Consider the following 17,670-nt stretch of genomic DNA (forward strand, 5'->3'; position numbering starts at 1 on the left):
GAGATGAATTTAAATAAAATACTACCTTATAATAAACATACACTGAAATCTTTTTTTAGTTTTGAGTTCACAGTGTTGAATGTTTTTATGTTTTTACTCACTATCGGACTTGTTACTGCTATGTTCTACGGTATTGGTGTCTATCTTGTGCAAGGGCATCATGCTTATGGTGTTACAAGACAACATGCCTGGGGTCTTCTGATCGCAATGTATGTCTTTTTTGTTGTTTCAAGTACAGGTCTGTGTATCATGTCATCATTGGGACATGTCTTCAATATCAAAGAATTTCAGATCATTGGGAAGAGGGCAATTATTGGAGCCATTATAGCGATCTTGACAGGATTTGCCGTGATCGCCTTTGAGATAGGGCATCCAGTCCGTATGGTGATCTATAATATATTGACACCTGGACTGAGTTCTGCCATCTGGTGGATGGGAACGCTTTATGGACTCTATCTCTTCTTTATTATCTTGGAATTTTTCTTTCTCAATAATAATAGTCACAAATATTCTAAAATTTTTGGACTTGCAGGCTTGGTAGTGGGGCTTGCTGCACACTCCAATCTTGGTGCTGTATTTGGATTTTTGGTAGCCCGTCCTATTGCCAATGGTCCTTTTTTCCCACTCTATTTTATTTTATCTGCGATGGTAACGGGTTCCTATCTGCTTTTTTTAATTTACGGTTGGCGTTATAAAATGAAATTTCCGCCTGAAGTTGAAAAATTCATGGTCACTTTGGCACAGGTGTTGGGACTCTTGCTGGCTATTCTGATCTTTTTTGAGATTTGGCGAATGTTGACTGCTATTTATGGTCAAATGCCTGAACGTGGTGATATTGCTGTGCATATACTTACATCCAAACACTTTTTGATCGGTGAAGTGCTTTTAGGGATGTTGATCCCCTTTGTCATCATTATTTTCAGTAAAGGGCGTGCTATAAAAGCACTGGTCTATGCTTCGATCATCGGTATGGTAGGAATATTCTGGATGCGTTATGATCTTGTACATGATACACAATTGGCACCTATGATGCCACTGAAGATCCATGAATATACTTCGGCTCCAGGACTTGTTGAATATACCCCGTCAGCGGTAGAATGGATGATATCTATCGGTGCTATAGGTTTGGCTTTTATGATGTATTATGCAGCAGATAAGTTTTTCAATCTGGATCATACGAAAGAGGATAACCACTAGGAGAATAAGCTTTTGATCTTTTATCTGTAAAGTATCTATTCTCTTGGAAGTAATCAGATAATAATGATTAGTAAAAGAGGCATCTCCAAGATGCCAATATGGAACTAAATCACTACCCTCTCTCAATTCAATATACTTTTTTAGAATAGACTGTGATAATGATTTAAATTTATGATACAATTTAAGTAACTAGTAGTTTTAACACAGAATATTGGATAGTTTCAATAATGTAACTAAGATATTTCAAAGAGTGGGTATATTACTAGCATGAAATTCTAATCAGGGGGGATTATGGCAATCAAAGCAGCAATCAACGGAACAGGGCGTATCGGGATGATCGTAGCAAAGATCATCACTTCACGTGATGATATTGAACTCGTAGCGATCAATACAACGGCAAAACCGGATATGTTAGAGTATCTCTTTAAATATGACAGTGTACATACCGGTGTTGATGCAAAGGTCATTGATGACAATACCATCATGATCAATGGAAAAAAGGTGACGATGTTCAGTACCCGTGATCCTCAAGAGCTTGATTTTGGATCAGCAGGGGCGGAAGTAGTCATCGAGTGTACCGGTGTCTTTTTGACGACAGAAAAAGCACAAAGTTATCTGAAAAATGGTGTTAAAAAAGTGGTTATGTCAGCTCCGGCAAAAGACGATACACCTACATATGTTTTGAATATCAATACAGATGAGTATAAAGGAGAGGCTATCATCTCTAATGCAAGTTGTACGACGAACTGTCTGGCACCCATCTGTAAAGTACTTGATGATACGTTTGGCATTGAAAATGGTCTGATGACGACTATACACTCTTATACAAATGACCAGAACGTACTTGATGTTAAACATAATAAAGATCAACGGCGTGCACGTGCAGCAGCGGTCAATATGATCCCGACAACAACCGGTGCAGCCAAGGCTATTGCCCTGGTTATGCCTCAGCTTAAAGGCAAACTCAATGGGTATGCGATGCGTGTACCTACGCCGGATGTCTCTGTAGTGGATCTGACAGTCAATCTGAAAAAAGATGTTACAGTAGAAGATATCAATTCCGCTTTTGATAATGCGGCTGAGGGCAGTTTTAAAGGTCTCATCGAGATCGATAACGATAAACGGGTTTCAAGTGATTTTATTGGTTCTACTTACAGCGCGACCTATGTACCTGATATGACCTCAGTGGTTGATGGCAAGACAGTTAAAGTGCTTGCATGGTACGATAATGAGTGGGGTTACAGTTCTCGTCTTGTAGATATGTGTGTATTTGTAGGAGGTAAATAATGCTTAGCTTTAGCTGTGATTTTACATTTGATGCCACTGATACACAGCAGGGTATCATGGATGATGCGCTTAATGCAATCAAAGAGGAAAAAGAGAGTGGTCGTATCGGCTACTACAGACTTCCGGAAACTTCGCTTGCAGTGATAGACGAGCTAAAATCGTACAGCGAAACCAATACATTGATTGCCGGAGGGAAGATCAAAGATATTGTTATTATCGGTATCGGTGGTTCCTCTTTGGGGATCAAGGCTATTGATTCTCTGTTGGCTGCGAAAAATGATTCACCTGTGAATTTGCATCTGTTTGAAAATTCCGATCCGATCAATATTTCACAGACTTTGAGTAGATTGGAAAAAGAGTCATCGTTGTTTATTGTTATTTCCAAATCGGGCGGAACTATCGAGACGACGTCTATCTTTAAAACTGTTATTGCCCATTTTGATCTGGATCTTGATGGTGCTGACAAAGAACGTGTGATGGTGATTACCGATGCAGGCTCATCCCTTTCACAATTTGCAGACAGTTACAGTATCAAGCAGTTTAATATCCCAGATAATGTCGGTGGACGTTTCTCTGTTTTAAGTGCAGTGGGTATTGTTCCTTTGACACTTGCCGGGTATGATACAAAAGCCCTGCTAGGTGGTGCAGGAGCATTTTTAGACCGTCTCTTTGTCGGAGAAGAGAAGCACCTGCTTGAAAAAGCCTGCTATTACTATGAGAACGCCAAAGCGCTTTCGATCAATGTCCTCTTCTCCTATGCCAATGATCTTGAGAACTTGACAAAATGGTATGTTCAGCTTTGGGGAGAGTCCATAGGTAAGATCGACAGCACAGGCGGTAGCGTTGGCATGACACCGATAGGTCTGATCGGTGCAGTGGATCAGCACTCTTTTTTACAGCTGGTGATCGAAGGACCTAAAGACAAAACTGTCACTTTCATCAATATTGATGATTTTGAAAATGATCTACTTATCCCTGATATTTCACTCAAACATATTGAAAAAACAGACTTTATCAATGGCAAGACATTCAATGAGCTTATCAATGCCCAGTGTGATGCTACCCGTCAGAGTCTTATTGACAATGGTGTTCCTACAGATGGTATTACGATCTCTAAGATCAATGAAGAAAATATCGGTGCAATGATCATCTATTATGAACTTCTGACATCTCTGACCGGGTCAATGCTAAAGATCAATACCTATGATCAACCGGGTGTAGAACTAGGTAAAACCATACTTTATGCCAATCTCAACAAATAGTTTTAAATACGAAGGATAAAACAAATGCAATTACACAGTTATGATATAAATCCAAAATATAGTAAAAGTGTTGCCTACTTTTCTATGGAGTTTGCTATTGCACAGTCACTCAAGATCTACTCCGGAGGTCTTGGTTTTCTTGCAGGGTCACATATGCGAAGTGCTTATGACCTCAAGCAGAATGTGGTGGGTATCGGGCTGCTTTGGAGTTTTGGTTATTATGATCAGGCACGTAATGAGGATGGCACACTGCGCCCCGCTTTTACAAGAAAATTCTACTACTTTCTTGAAGAGCTTGATGTTCATGTAACGGTAAGGGTTAATGATGAAGAGGTGCGTATCAAAGCATTCCTGCTTCGTCCCGATATTTTTGGTTCTGCACCGATCATTCTCCTCTCTACTGATACTGATGAAAATGACTACCTTTCACGAACCATTACACATAAACTTTATGATGGTAATGAGCGTACCCGTGTGGCACAGGAGATCGTATTAGGTATCGGAGGAACTAAAGTACTTGAAGCATTGAATCACAAGGTTGATATTTATCATATGAATGAGGGACATGCCTTGCCGCTTGTCTATGAACTGTATGGAAAACACTATCAAACGATGGAAGCACTGCGTGAGCATGTCGTTTTTACAACACATACTCCCGAAGCAGCAGGAAATGAAGAACATAATATCCACTTCCTGCATGAGATGGGCTTTTTTAACAGACATTCACTTGAAACCGTACGTAAGCTCAGTGGTTATGAAGAGGGAGACAATTTCAGTCTTACCGTCGGTGCACTGCGTAGTGCCAAAATTGCCAATGCAGTATCCAAGATCCATGGTAAGGTGGCCAATGAAATGTGGGATCATATTGTTGATCGATGTGACATTATCTCCATCACTAATGCCCAAAACAAAAAATATTGGACCGATAAAACTCTGATCCGTGCACTTGATGAACATGAGGATTATGAGGTAATGGCACGTAAAAAACATCTCAAAAAGCTTCTTTTTGATCTTGTAGCTGATCAAACTGGAAAAATGCTTGACCCTGAGGTGCTTACTATTGTCTGGGCACGCCGTTTTGCGGAGTACAAACGCCCTGATCTACTCAAATATGACTTGGCACGTTTTGTTAAACTGATCACAAATGAAGAGCGACCGGTACAGATCATTTGGGCTGGTAAACCATACCCCACTGACCAGGGTTCTATCGATACGTTCAATGAACTGATCCGGATAAGCCGTCATTATAAAAATATTGCGGTAATTACCGGATATGAACTTAGAATTTCCCGCCTACTAAAGCAGGGAAGTGATATTTGGCTTAATACTCCGAGAATTACACGTGAAGCCAGCGGTACTAGCGGTATGACAGCCAGTATGAACGGCTCTATTCATTTCTCCATCGATGACGGATGGCATCCGGAGTTTGCCAGAGATGGTAAGAATGCCTTTACTATTCCTTTTGCTGATCCAGATCTTTCAATTGAAGATCAGGATCGACAAGACTATGAAAATATGATGGATGTACTGGAAAACAAGATCCTTCCACTCTATTATGATGATCCGCAAGAGTGGGTTGAGATCATGAAAAATGCGATGTCTGAGATCGAAGCTGATTTTGACTCCGGACGTATGGCAAGAGAGTATTATGAGCGTATGTTTACTCTTCATCTTGAGCCTTCCATACCCGGACTTTAGAAGTATGGCAAGAGAGTATTATGAATGTATGTTCATGGTATAAGGGAAACATAACATGATCTCTAATATCACTACAATGATGGGTGTAAAAAGTCTTAAGGATATAGATGTCACCGGTAAACGTGTTTTGATCCGGGTCGATTTTAATGTTCCTGTTGATTCGCATAATAATATTTCAGATGACCGTCGTATTCGCGCAGCACTTCCGACGATCAATTACTGTATCGATCATAATGCCTGTTCGATCACACTGGTTTCTCATTTTGGACGTCCCAAAGGCAAGTACGATGAGAAGTACTCTTTGAAACATATCATTAAACGTCTTGAACGGCTACTGCAGAAGCGGGTTGAATTTATTGAAGATTTTGTAAGCTCCCGAGATGAGATTGCCACCTGCTCACTAGAACGTGTTTTTTTGCTTGAAAATATTCGATTCAAGGAAGGTGAAAAGCAAAATGATCCTGAGCTTTCAAAGAGACTTGCCTCTATTTGTGATATTTATGTCAATGATGCCTTTGGTACTTCTCACCGTAAACACGCTTCGACCTATGGTGTAATGGACTATGTCGACACCAAGGTGGCTGGCTTTTTAATGATGCGTGAAATAGAAGCCTTTTCAAAAGCTCTGGAAAATCCAGTACACCCTATAGCACTTGTGATCGGGGGTGCAAAGATTTCATCCAAGATCACTTTGTTAAAAGAGGTGCTTCAAAAGATCGATAAACTTATCATCGGCGGTGCTATGAGCAACACCTTTCTCGAGGCACTTGGTTACGATATGCAGCGTTCTCTTTATGAAAAAGAGTATATCGAAACAGCATGTGATGTCATAGAACAGGCTAAGAAAAATGGGGTCAAGATCTATCTGCCTGTTGATCTTGTTATTACAGATTCGATCGAAACACCAGTAGATATCAAAGTGGTACCTGCACAGGATGTACTCGAAGGATTCCAGGCAGTTGATATCGGACCGGCTACTGTAAAGCTTTTTAGTGAAGCCATAGGTCTTTCCAATACCATTATCTGGAACGGACCGATGGGGATCTATGAGATAGACAGATTCTCAAAAGGTACTTACAAGATCGCCAATGCTATAGCTGACTGTTATGCCTATACGATAGTGGGTGGTGGTGATACAGCTGACGCTGTTGATAAAACAGGAGAAGCTGATAATTTCAGTTTTATATCTACAGGCGGTGGAGCAAGTCTTGAACTGCTTGAGGGCAAAATATTACCCGGTTTTGCTAATCTTGATAGAATAGAAGAGGAGTTGTAATGGCTTTAGCAATTATGTCATCCGGTGGTGATTCACCAGGGATGAATCCCGCGATCAAAAAATTTGTTGATTATGCTTATAAAATGGGAGAACGTCCCTTTCTGATCTATGACGGACTTGAAGGTTTGATCGACAATAAGATCAAACCGGCTACTCATCATGATGTAGCAGGTATTGTACACCGTGGCGGTACGATCATTCGTTCCTCACGCTCCAAACGTTTTTTTGAGTATGAATACCGACAACAAGCGTATAATAATCTCAAAGAGCACGATATTACAGGGCTTATTGTACTGGGTGGTGACGGTTCATTCCGTGCTATGGAGAAGTTCAGTTCCGAGTTTGATCTTAATTTTGTCGGTATCCCCTCTACGATCGATAATGATATTTATGGTACCGAATACTGTCTTGGTGTCGATACTGCTCTCAATGTCATACGTGATGCACTTGACAAGATCCGAGATACCGCATCCTCCTTCAACCGTGCTTTTCTGGTCGAAGTGATGGGGCGTCACTGTGGGTATCTTGCCATTGTATCTGCCATGGTCAGTGGTGCAGAAGTATGTATCATTCCCGAAGTAGAGTTTGAGTATGAAAAACAGGGTAAACGTCTGCGCGAAGAGGTGGAATCAGGACGTAACTACGTCCTGGCAATTGTTGCGGAAGGGACCAATCAGACCAGCGAAGTACATAAATGGCTACAGGATACTATCGGACTGGAGACACGTGTCAGTATTCTCGGACATATTCAGCGTGGTGGAAATCCGACAGTCAGAGACAGGATGATGGCATTTGATTTTACTATTACAGCTATCAATCATCTTCTTTCACATGATAATTCGAATAAAATGGTTGCCTATCAAAAAGGTGAATTCAAACTGATCGAGATCAAAGAGGTGGTTTCAAACCAATACCAATTGCCTCAGCGCTTTCTTGATGCAGTCAGTTTGCTAGATTAATATAATTTTCGAAATATAGAAGATAGAAAGTATAAACGCTATTTTCATAATGCTAGTGTATAATTCGGGTAAATACAAAAAGGAGTATTACATGATAAAGATTACAAAAAAAGGGAACAAGGCTTGGGTAACTTTCACATTGCCATCAACAGCGGGAGAAAGTGTAGAGATCAGCGGTGAATGGAATGATTGGGAAAATGAAGCAATGAAAGTAAAAAAAAGCGGTGAATTCTACATTACCAAAGTGCTGAAAACAGATGAGAATTATCAGTTTGGTTATCGTATCAACGGTCATGAATGGCAATGTGATGATGAAATTGGGTGTATTGAATCACCTTTCGACTCACATAATTCACTGTTGGAACTTTAAAAACTTAGCTAGTTAAAGTTAAATTTTTTACTAAATTTCACACTCCCAAAGACTTTGATGTATATTTGAGGTTTTTTAATACATATTGACATATTTTGATATATAATAATATTATAGTGTATACAAAAGATACTTATCAATAAAGCTTATATATTTTTTAATTATTAAAAGGGAGGAAGTAAATTATGAAAGCAGTAGTCATGGCAGGAGGATTCGGAACACGAATTCAGCCACTTACAAACTCAAGACCTAAACCAATGTTACCAGTTGTGAACCGTCCGATGATGGAAAACACAATGATAACTCTCAAAGATCTGGGGATAACAGATTTTATTGTTCTTCTCTATTTTAAGCCGGAAGTGATCCAGGATTATTTTGGAGACGGAAGCAAATTCGGTATGAATATTACTTATGTAATACCGGATGATGATTATGGTACTGCCGGTGCAGTCAAGCTGGCACAGGAGCACATCGGTGATGATAATTTCATTATTATCAGTGGTGACCTGGTGACAGATTTTGATTTCCAAAAGATATTTGACTATCACAAGCAAAAAAAATCCAAACTCACGATTACCCTTACCTCTGTAGAAAACCCTCTGGAATTTGGAGTGGTGATCGCCAATGAAGAGGGAAAAATAGAGAAATTCCTGGAAAAACCAAGCTGGGGAGAGGTTTTCAGTGATACGATCAATACCGGTATCTATATCATCGAGCCTGAAATTCTTGATTATATCCCTAAAGGGGAGAACTTTGACTTTGCCAAAGATCTCTTTCCTCTGCTCATGAAAGAAGGTGTAGAACTGATCGCCGGTAATGCTAACGGTTACTGGAGGGATGTCGGTAACCCTGACAGCTACAGAGAGGCTCATGAAGATATTATGAGCGGGCGTGTTGACTTCAAGATACATGGTAATATGACTAAGTATCCTGATGGAATACTTTACAGTGATGAACCTTACAAACTGGATGAGTGTGTAGAGATCATCGGAAAAGTGGTTCTGGGAAAAAATGTCCACATTGGCGAAAGGACTAAACTTAAAAATATTGTGATCGGTGATGATATCACTATCGGAGAAGATTGCAAGATCAGCAATTCGGTTATCTGGGAAAATGTGACAATCGACAAAGGCACCAAGATTGATAATGGTGTGATCTGTAATAACAATGTCATTGGAAGAAACACTAAAATGACTGCCGGCATCATACTTGCAGAGGGATGTAGAATTGGAGAACTGGTAACTGTAGAAAAAGATGTCACTATCTGGCCGGACAAAGAGATAGAAGATGCATCGATCGTCAGTTCTAATGTTATTTTGGGGAGCAGATACAAGAACTCTATTTTTGAAAACGGTATAGTGGTGGGGAAATCCAATGTGGAACTCTCCTGTGAAATGTCCGGTAAGTTGGCAGAAGCTTTTGGAATGCAGCTTCCTGTCGGAAGTACTCTTTTAATAGCCAGAGATCATCATAAAAGTTCTCGAATGCTCAAGAGAGCTTTCGTAGGAGGTATGCTTGCTGCCGGGATCAATGTTGTGGATCTGAAAAGTATCCCTTCCTCAGTCATGCGCTATGATCTTTCGCACAATCCGGATTATGTCGCAGGGATCTATTTTAAACAAGATAGAGAAGATACAACTACTACAGTAGTGACCTTTTATAATGATGAAGCACTTCGTATCAACAGTGATCTAGCTAAAAAAATTGAAAAGGCCTATTTTAAAGAATCCTTTAGAAGAGTTGATTTTAGTCAAATTGGACAAGTAACTGAGTCACACCGTATTGAGGAGTGTACCAACTATAAAAAAAGTATGGAAGAGAGTTTCCAGAAAAGACTTTTTGCTTGTCATGACTGTCGGATCGCAGTTGATATAATGCATGGGGCGTCTTGTGAGGTTTTCCCTTATGTACTCAATGATCTTAATATCGGAAATATGATCTTTAATAACTTTCATGATGCCCATCGACTGGCAAACTTCAAATCCCTGGTCAAGCATTCAGTTGAAGATATGGGAAAAATCGTCAAAAGTTTGAAACTCGATGCAGGTTTTTTACTTTATCCTTTTGGTCAGCGTCTGGATATTATTTGTGATAAAGGAGATCTACTTTCAATGCAGGATTCCCTGCTGATCGTTCTCACTTTGATGGATATAGAAGCTGCCAAAGAGGGTAGAAAACGTATTTTCCTACCTACCTGGGCTCCGGATATGATCAAGTTTGAGCATCTTGATATCGAGTATGGAAAATATGCTGATTTTAAAGCTGAGCAACTGAAACAATATGATCTGATCGCAACAGCAGACGGTAATTTTGCCTTTACTGAATTCTCTCTTTATAGAGATTCTATGTATGCTGCTATTAAAATTCTGGAAATGATCATCAAACATGATATTAAGCTTTCTGAACTGGTGATAAAAACAGAAAGTTTCTATCATACGCAGACAAAGGTAGCGTGTTCACAGGCACTTAAGGGAAAAATGATGCGTAAATTCCTTGAAGATGCAAGAGATAAGCGTTCCTCCTCGGCTGATGGTGTTAAGATATGGTTGAATGGGAAAGACTGGATCCTGATGATCCCGGATCAATACAGTGATCATCTCAATCTCTACATTCAGGCAGTGAATGAAGAGAGAGGTCAAGCGATCTATGATCAGTATAAAGCAAAAATAGAGAGTTGGGCAGAGTAGAATAATGCAGCTGGCTTTCTTATGGCACATGCACCAGCCCGATTATCGTGATGCCTCCGATGTCATGCAGATGCCGTGGGTTTTTCTGCATGCTATCAAAGATTATTATGATATGCCTTGGATGCTTGCCCGACATAATGGACTGAAAGCTACATTCAACATTACTCCTCCACTCATAGAACAGATACAACTCTATAGTGATGATATAGTCTCAAATGACCGCTTTTTTGCTTTATGGATGAAGCACCCATCGGAATTAAATGAAACAGATCGACAGTGGATGATCAAGATGTGCAAAAGTGCACCATATGAGACCATGATCGAACCGATCGAACCTTATCGACAGCTTTATCATATGGAACAGATAGATGATGATGCACTCTGTGATATGGAGGTTTGGTTCATTCTTGCATGGTGTGGTGTCTATCTCCGAACACACAACGATACAGTCAAAGAACTGCTTGCTTCAGAAAGTGAGTTCAAATGTGAACATAAACATGCATTATTGCAGACACTTGGTGATTTTATTAAAACGATCTTTCCCTATTATGCAAAACTGCAGAGTGAAGGAATAATTTCTCTCTCTACAACACCCCTCAACCATCCTATTTTACCGCTACTCATCGATATGAACAATGCAGAGAGTGCCCATCCGGGGACCAACATCCCTGAGCATCCATTATCGCTTGTGGCAGATGCTAAACTCCAAATTTCTCAGGCACAGGCACTCTATAAAACGACTTTTGGTCATGATGCCATAGGGTTCTGGCCGGCGGAAGGTGCAGTTGATGAACGTAGTGTTGCTCTCTACCGTGATGCCGGACTGAAATGGATCGCAACAGATGAGGCGATCCTGTTTAAATCTTTGGGGTCAGACCATCGTGATGCCCTTTATCACTCCTATAAGCATAATGGAGTGATAATGGGTTTTCGTGATCATGGATTGAGTGACCTAATTGGTTTCACCTACCGTTTTTGGGCAGCAGAACGTGCTGCTGATCATTTTGTCTCTATGCTATATCCAATGGTAGAAGGAGGAGACAAGTGTACTGTTTTCGTCATCCTTGATGGAGAGAATGCCTGGGAGTTTTATTATAATAATGCCTTTGATTTTTTTGATGCATTATATACAAAACTCGCAGAGACAGAGTGGTGCAGTATGGTTGGGATGGATACGATCGCGCAGCAAGATGCCAGAGAACTGCCTCATCTTGCAGCAGGGAGTTGGATACACGGTGAATTCAATACATGGGTTGGACATCCTGAAAAGACACGAGGCTGGGAGCTTATCTATATGACCAGACGTGACTATGAGCACCATAAAGAGGGGCTTGATGAGGAGATACAAACGAAGATCCTGCAGCATTTTCTGGCTGCAGAGTGTTCTGACTGGTTCTGGTGGTATGGAGATGACCATTCTACAGAGTTCTCTGCTGAATTTGATGAACTCTTCCGGTCACATCTGATCAACATCTATCATCTTATGCAAATATCACCGCCCAATGATCTCTATATACCGATCATTACTAATCGGAGCGGGGAAGATTTTCTATTGCAACCCAAGTTTCCTATACAGCCGCTTATTGATGGCGGACATAACGCATTTTTTGAATGGGTCGGCTGTGGGATCGTTGATGAGACAAAACTTTTTTCAACCATGGATAGAAAACGCGGACCGATAGAGCGTATCCGTTTCGGACAAAATGAGAAAGTGGTCTATTGTGCCTTTGAAGGTGATATGGAAGCTTTACAGCACTGTGAGAAGCTATATATCACGATAGAACCGTTTGATACGCGGTTTGAAATTTCAATGACATCATTATTCAGAACAAAAAAATCGATAATGGAATCGAATAAAATAAAATTGTTGGTAGCTTATAAGTCCTGGTTGGAACTCAGTCTTGATTTTAATGAAAGGGATACCCAAGAAGTACAGCTTCGTTTTGAGATTGAACGTGAAGGTATCATTATTCAAACCCTTCCGGGGTTTGGTGAACTTGAGATTGCACTGGATGCTACCTATGATGAAAACTGGTTTGTCTAATGCTATCATTGGGAAAAATTAAGTATACGTAAGAGAGGAAAGAAAAATGTCTGAAATCCGTCGTGATAGGCTGCACAGTCAATATGTATTAATAGCACCGGAACGTATGCGTCGCCCTGACACACTTGCTGTCCCTCTTACAAAGTTTACTTTGAAGACCTGCCCATTCTGTGAAGGTAACGAATCTATGACCCCACCGGAGATCCATGCTATAAGAGAGAATGAAGCAAATGCAACCAACTGGAAAGTACGTGTAGTTCCCAATCTCTACAAGGCAGTCCAAATTGAACTTGAGGATCACTCCAAACTTACAGGTATGTTTGAATCCGTACCTGGTGTTGGAGCTCATGAAATTGTGATCGATACCCCGTCTCATAACAGCAGGATGGCAGATCTTGATACTATAGAGATCAGAGACTGGCTTTCGACAATTGCTACGCGTATTGCAGATCTGCGACAGGATGAACGACTGATACATACCAGTATCTTCAAAAATCAGGGAGAACATGCAGGTGCTACACAGCAGCATCCCCATACACAGATTATTGCCCTTCCAATTACTCCAACACGTGAATTAAATCTTCTGGAGAGGCATTTGCAATATTACCGAAGACATGGACGCAGCAAAGTGGAAGACATTCTGGAAAATGAACGTTTGGCAGAGGTTAGGATCATCTCTGAGAGAGGAGATTTTACTGCGTATTGTCCCTACGCTTCTGCATACCCTTTTGAAGTGATAATTGCTCCGAGGAGAGCATTGACCAATCTGGATGAACTTGACCGGGATGATATGCTAAACCTCGCAGATCTCATGAAAGAGATCTTTACCCGTCTTGATATCCAGCTGGGAAATTTTGACTTCAATTTGGCTTTTCGTTTGGCTCCATTGAATATTAATTTTGAAAATACACCTTATTTCCCTCATTTAAAACACTTTTATCGTTTTACGATCCGTATAATGCCACGTATCTATAGACTGGGAGGCTTTGAACTCTCTACGGGAATGCTAATTAATCCTGTGGAACCTGAAGAGGCGGCAAAGCTTCTGCGTGAGGTAAAAATTTAAATGAAATTACTTTTTGCTGCTGCTGAAATTTTTCCTTATGCAAAAACCGGAGGGTTAGCCGATGTGGCACAGGCACTGCCTACTACTTTGGCAAAAGAGATAGATGTACTATCCGTAATGCCGCTCTATGATTTTATAGATCGGGAAAAATTTGCTCTGACAGCTATGAATGAGTCTTTCCAGATCACCCTTGGTAAAGATATCTATGAGATTTCACTCTTCGAGGGAATGAACCAGGGGGTACGGACTCTTTTTGTATATGAAGCAACCCTCTGCCATTGTATAACACCATATGGAAACAAAAACGGTGATTATCTCTCTAATGATATTCGTTTTGGCATTTTTTCCAAAACAGTGGTTATTTTGGCACAAATGTTTGAGATCGATGTACTGCATCTTAACGATTGGCATACGGCATTGTCAGCACTTTGGGCAAAAGAGATACTCCCTGAACTTCATGTTATTTTCACCATTCATAACCTGGCTTTTCAGGGACATTTCCCCAGAGAAAGTATGGAACGTTTGGGACTGAGAGAACATTATTTTACCCCTGAAGGTATTGAGTTCTGGGGAGGGGTGAACTGTATGAAAGCGGGTATCGCATATAGTGATGTTGTAACGACAGTAAGTCCAACCTATGCTAAAGAGATCATGCTGCCTGAATTTGGCTGTGGACTTGAGGGGTTTATACAGGTTCATTCACCTAAACTTCATGGTATTCTCAATGGTATTGATACGGTACTTTTTGATCCTTTGATCGATCCTGCACTACCGAAAAACTACGGACTTGAAAAATTTACAAACAAAAAAAAGAATAAAATTCTGTTTTGTGAAGAACATGGACTGCGGGATGTCCAGAAACCTCTGATCGTCTTTATCGGACGCTTTACAGAGCAAAAAGGGCTTGATGTCATTATTGAAGCGTTGCCGAAACTATTAACAATGAAGTTCAACTTTGCCATTTTGGGAGAAGGTGATGAAGCAATGGCTGAAACATTGAAGATAGCAAGTAAAAATCATGACAATTTTTCGATCCAGTTTGGTTATGATGAATCTCTGTCACACCGAATGTATGCTGCTGCTGATCTTCTTCTGATGCCCTCACGTTTTGAGCCCTGTGGACTCAATCAGTTAATTTCTCTGCGTTACGGGACGATCCCCATAGTCAATGATGTAGGTGGACTGCATGACAGTGTTCGGGATATTGATGACACAGACAGATCTGTTTGTGGTCAGGGTATAGTATTGAGTAAATTAAGCAGTAATGCGATTGTTAGATCAGTAAAACGTGCACTGCAGTTGTTTACATCTACAAAGTTATTTTTAAAAATCTCCAAAGCCAATATGCATTGTGATGTCTCTTTTGAAGAGAGTGCTAAAAGCTATTTGAAGCTCTATAGGAAACTAGTATGAAACTCTATATGGATGTTGGTGGTACTACGATCCGCACGGAACTGCATACGTACGACACAATAATCCATGAGACCTATATCAGTTGCGATCATGAACTGTATGATCTTATTGGATCATTGCTAAAGCGTTATCCGAATATACTGTTTATAGGGATTGCTTATGCTGGGATGATACATCATGGATGTATCATCACTGCTCCCAATATTGAAGTAGAGATCCACGATATCAAGCAGAAAACAGAGCAAATATTCGGTATTCGAGTGGAGATCGAAAATGATGTCAACTGTGCTGTATTGGCTGAAGCACATGATCATACTTCACGTGATATTGTTGCACTTTATGTCGGTACAGGTCTTGGATGTGGTGTAGTCAGTGATGGACGGTTACTGCATGGTCATGATTCACTGGCCGCCGAGATAGGTCATATACCCTATAAAAGCACTCCTTTTCACTGCGGTTGCGGTAAAGATAATTGTATTGAGCTTTATGCCTCTGGTTCCGGGATGCTAAAATGGAAACAATATCACGATATGAAAGGCCAACCGGATCTTTTACAGTTGCGTCATAGTGACAAACAGATTGAACGTGATATTGCCAAGATGTTTGAAGAAGCACTGCTGACAGCAACGGGAACAATGGTAACTCTTTTTAATCCGGAGATACTTGTTCTGGGAGGGGGAATAGTCTCTGCCAATCCTTATCTTGTAGAGATGGTCACTGAGCAGATCCAAGCCTATGCATTGCCTGAGGCTGCAAAGAGGGTTACTATTGTTCAAACTCGTCTTAAAGATGCTCCTCTCGAGGGAGCAAAATATTTAGAGGAGTTGCTATGAGACATGAACGTAATAGTGGAATTCTTCTGCATCCGACTTCTCTTCCCGGCGCATACGGCATTGGGGACTTGGGACCTTCTGCCTACCGTTTTATCGATTTTTTGGAGCGCTCTGGTCAAACACTTTGGCAAATGCTGCCGCTTGGACCGACCGGTTACGGCGATTCCCCTTATCAGACACTTTCTGCTTTCGGTGGAAACCCTATGCTTATCAGTCCAGAACTGCTGGTTGAAGATGATCTTCTCAATCCCAACGAGATCAAAACAGAAGAATTTGACCAAACATATGTAGCGTATGAGCGTGTTATTCCCTACAAGCTAAAGCTTCTAAAAAATGTTTATTTGCATTTTAAACTTCGGCCAAACCATTTTCTTGCAGAACCGTTTCGTGACTTTTGCAAGAAGGAGGCTGCGTGGCTGGAAGATTTTGTGCTCTTCTTTGCTCTAAAATCTTATCATGACAACCGTCCCTGGACAGATTGGCCCAAAGCACTGAGGATGCGTCATCCCAAAGCACTTGCGGAGTATGCAGAGAAACTTCATAGTGAATTGCAGTGGTACCGGTTTGTTCAGTTTCTTTTTTTTCGCCAGTTTGAGAAATTGCACCGCTATGCCAAAAAGCATCATGTAAAACTTATAGGTGATCTACCGATCTTTGTGGCACATGACAGTAGTGATGTCTGGAGTCACCCAGAGTGGTTTAAACTCGACAATGATGGCAACCCCACCGTTGTAGCAGGTGTGCCGCCAGACTATTTCAGTAAAACTGGACAGCGCTGGGGTAATCCGCTCTTTGACTGGAAAATACTGAAAAAAGAGAAGTATCGTTTCTGGGTTGATCGTTTCAGTCATATGGCAGAGATGTTCGATCTCATTAGGATCGATCATTTTCGCGGTTTTGCAAGCTATTGGGAAATCCCTGTTATTGAGAAGACGGCAATTTACGGACGGTGGCAAAAAGGGCCGGGGATGGATCTTTTCAAAACACTTGAAAAGGCAATGGGGAGAAAGCTTCCTGTGATCGCTGAGGATCTTGGTATCATCACACAGGATGTGACCGATCTGCTTGAGGCATTGGATTATCCAGGAATGGCAGTTTTACAGTTTGGATTCGAATCTATGCAAAGTGATGACCCGTCTGCGTTCCTGCCGCATAACCTAAAGAGCAATCAAGTGGTCTATACCGGTACTCATGACAATGATACGGTCGTGGGATGGTGGAGTAAACAACCCGAAGAGGTACGGGATTTCACCCGACGCTATCTCAATACAGATGCCAATCTTATTCATAGAGATATGATCCGTGCCGCACTCGGGACAGTATGCAGTATGGTACTTTTTCCTATGCAGGATCTGCTTGGTCTTGGAAGTGAGTCATACATGAACCGTCCGGGAACAACAGGTGGGAACTGGCAATGGAGAATGAAGGATGATGCATTAGATACACTTCTTGAAAAAGATCTAATGAAAATGACCAGACTTTATGGACGAGCTGTTGATAGAAGGTTGGAAAAAGAGTAAGAATTTCAAAATTAGATTTTAGAATATATGGATTCATTTTAAAAATAGATGTATAATA

The 17,670-nt window shown here is 40.9% G+C and carries 13 protein-coding genes; all 13 read left to right on the forward strand.

Going from position 1 to position 17,670, the window contains the following annotated elements:
* Positions 1-3 precede the first annotated feature (3 nt).
* The 13 genes from nrfD to malQ all read left to right on the forward strand — a co-directional run bounded on the left by nrfD (position 4) and on the right by malQ (position 17,612).
* Positions 4-1,197, forward strand: a complete 1,194-nt coding sequence (gene nrfD, locus ACLHDG_RS04870; RefSeq protein WP_415407866.1) for an NrfD/PsrC family molybdoenzyme membrane anchor subunit — start codon at positions 4-6, stop codon at positions 1,195-1,197.
* Between the two features lie 291 nt (positions 1,198-1,488).
* Positions 1,489-2,484 carry a type I glyceraldehyde-3-phosphate dehydrogenase gene (gap, locus tag ACLHDG_RS04875; RefSeq protein ID WP_415407867.1) on the forward strand — a complete coding sequence of 332 codons (996 nt, stop codon included), beginning with the start codon at positions 1,489-1,491 and terminating at the stop codon, positions 2,482-2,484.
* The gene (locus ACLHDG_RS04880; RefSeq protein ID WP_415407868.1) at positions 2,484-3,746 is read left to right on the forward strand and encodes a glucose-6-phosphate isomerase; all 1,263 of its coding nucleotides are present in this window, start codon (positions 2,484-2,486) and stop codon (positions 3,744-3,746) included. Before gap ends, ACLHDG_RS04880 begins: the two co-directional genes overlap by 1 nt.
* A gap of 24 nt (positions 3,747-3,770) precedes the next feature.
* The gene (gene glgP / locus ACLHDG_RS04885) at positions 3,771-5,444 is read left to right on the forward strand and encodes an alpha-glucan family phosphorylase (RefSeq protein WP_415407869.1); all 1,674 of its coding nucleotides are present in this window, start codon (positions 3,771-3,773) and stop codon (positions 5,442-5,444) included.
* A 55-nt stretch (positions 5,445-5,499) separates the two neighbouring features.
* Positions 5,500-6,720, forward strand: a complete 1,221-nt coding sequence (locus tag ACLHDG_RS04890) for a phosphoglycerate kinase (RefSeq protein WP_415407870.1) — start codon at positions 5,500-5,502, stop codon at positions 6,718-6,720.
* Positions 6,720-7,679, forward strand: a complete 960-nt coding sequence (locus ACLHDG_RS04895) for a 6-phosphofructokinase (protein WP_415407871.1) — start codon at positions 6,720-6,722, stop codon at positions 7,677-7,679. Before ACLHDG_RS04890 ends, ACLHDG_RS04895 begins: the two co-directional genes overlap by 1 nt.
* Before the next feature lie 91 nt (positions 7,680-7,770).
* The gene (locus ACLHDG_RS04900) at positions 7,771-8,049 is read left to right on the forward strand and encodes an isoamylase early set domain-containing protein (protein ID WP_415407872.1); all 279 of its coding nucleotides are present in this window, start codon (positions 7,771-7,773) and stop codon (positions 8,047-8,049) included.
* Between the two features lie 185 nt (positions 8,050-8,234).
* Positions 8,235-10,736 carry a sugar phosphate nucleotidyltransferase gene (locus tag ACLHDG_RS04905; protein ID WP_415407873.1) on the forward strand — a complete coding sequence of 834 codons (2,502 nt, stop codon included), beginning with the start codon at positions 8,235-8,237 and terminating at the stop codon, positions 10,734-10,736.
* A gap of 4 nt (positions 10,737-10,740) precedes the next feature.
* Entirely contained in the window at positions 10,741-12,780 is a 2,040-nt protein-coding gene (locus ACLHDG_RS04910) for a glycoside hydrolase (RefSeq protein ID WP_415407874.1), read from the forward strand.
* A 46-nt stretch (positions 12,781-12,826) separates the two neighbouring features.
* On the forward strand, positions 12,827-13,846 hold the full coding sequence (locus ACLHDG_RS04915) for a UTP--glucose-1-phosphate uridylyltransferase (protein WP_415407875.1): 1,020 nt from the start codon (positions 12,827-12,829) through the stop codon (positions 13,844-13,846).
* Positions 13,847-15,259 (forward strand): glycogen synthase, encoded by a 1,413-nt coding sequence (locus ACLHDG_RS04920; protein ID WP_415407876.1) that lies wholly within the window; start codon positions 13,847-13,849, stop codon positions 15,257-15,259.
* Positions 15,256-16,092 carry an ROK family protein gene (locus ACLHDG_RS04925; RefSeq protein ID WP_415407877.1) on the forward strand — a complete coding sequence of 279 codons (837 nt, stop codon included), beginning with the start codon at positions 15,256-15,258 and terminating at the stop codon, positions 16,090-16,092. Before ACLHDG_RS04920 ends, ACLHDG_RS04925 begins: the two co-directional genes overlap by 4 nt.
* Positions 16,089-17,612, forward strand: coding sequence for a 4-alpha-glucanotransferase (gene malQ, locus ACLHDG_RS04930; protein WP_415407878.1), 1,524 nt, complete (start codon positions 16,089-16,091; stop codon positions 17,610-17,612). Before ACLHDG_RS04925 ends, malQ begins: the two co-directional genes overlap by 4 nt.
* Positions 17,613-17,670 lie beyond the last annotated feature (58 nt).

Origin of the sequence: Sulfurovum iocasae (assembly GCF_047716765.1) — a bacterium.
Classification (GTDB): domain Bacteria; phylum Campylobacterota; class Campylobacteria; order Campylobacterales; family Sulfurovaceae; genus Sulfurovum.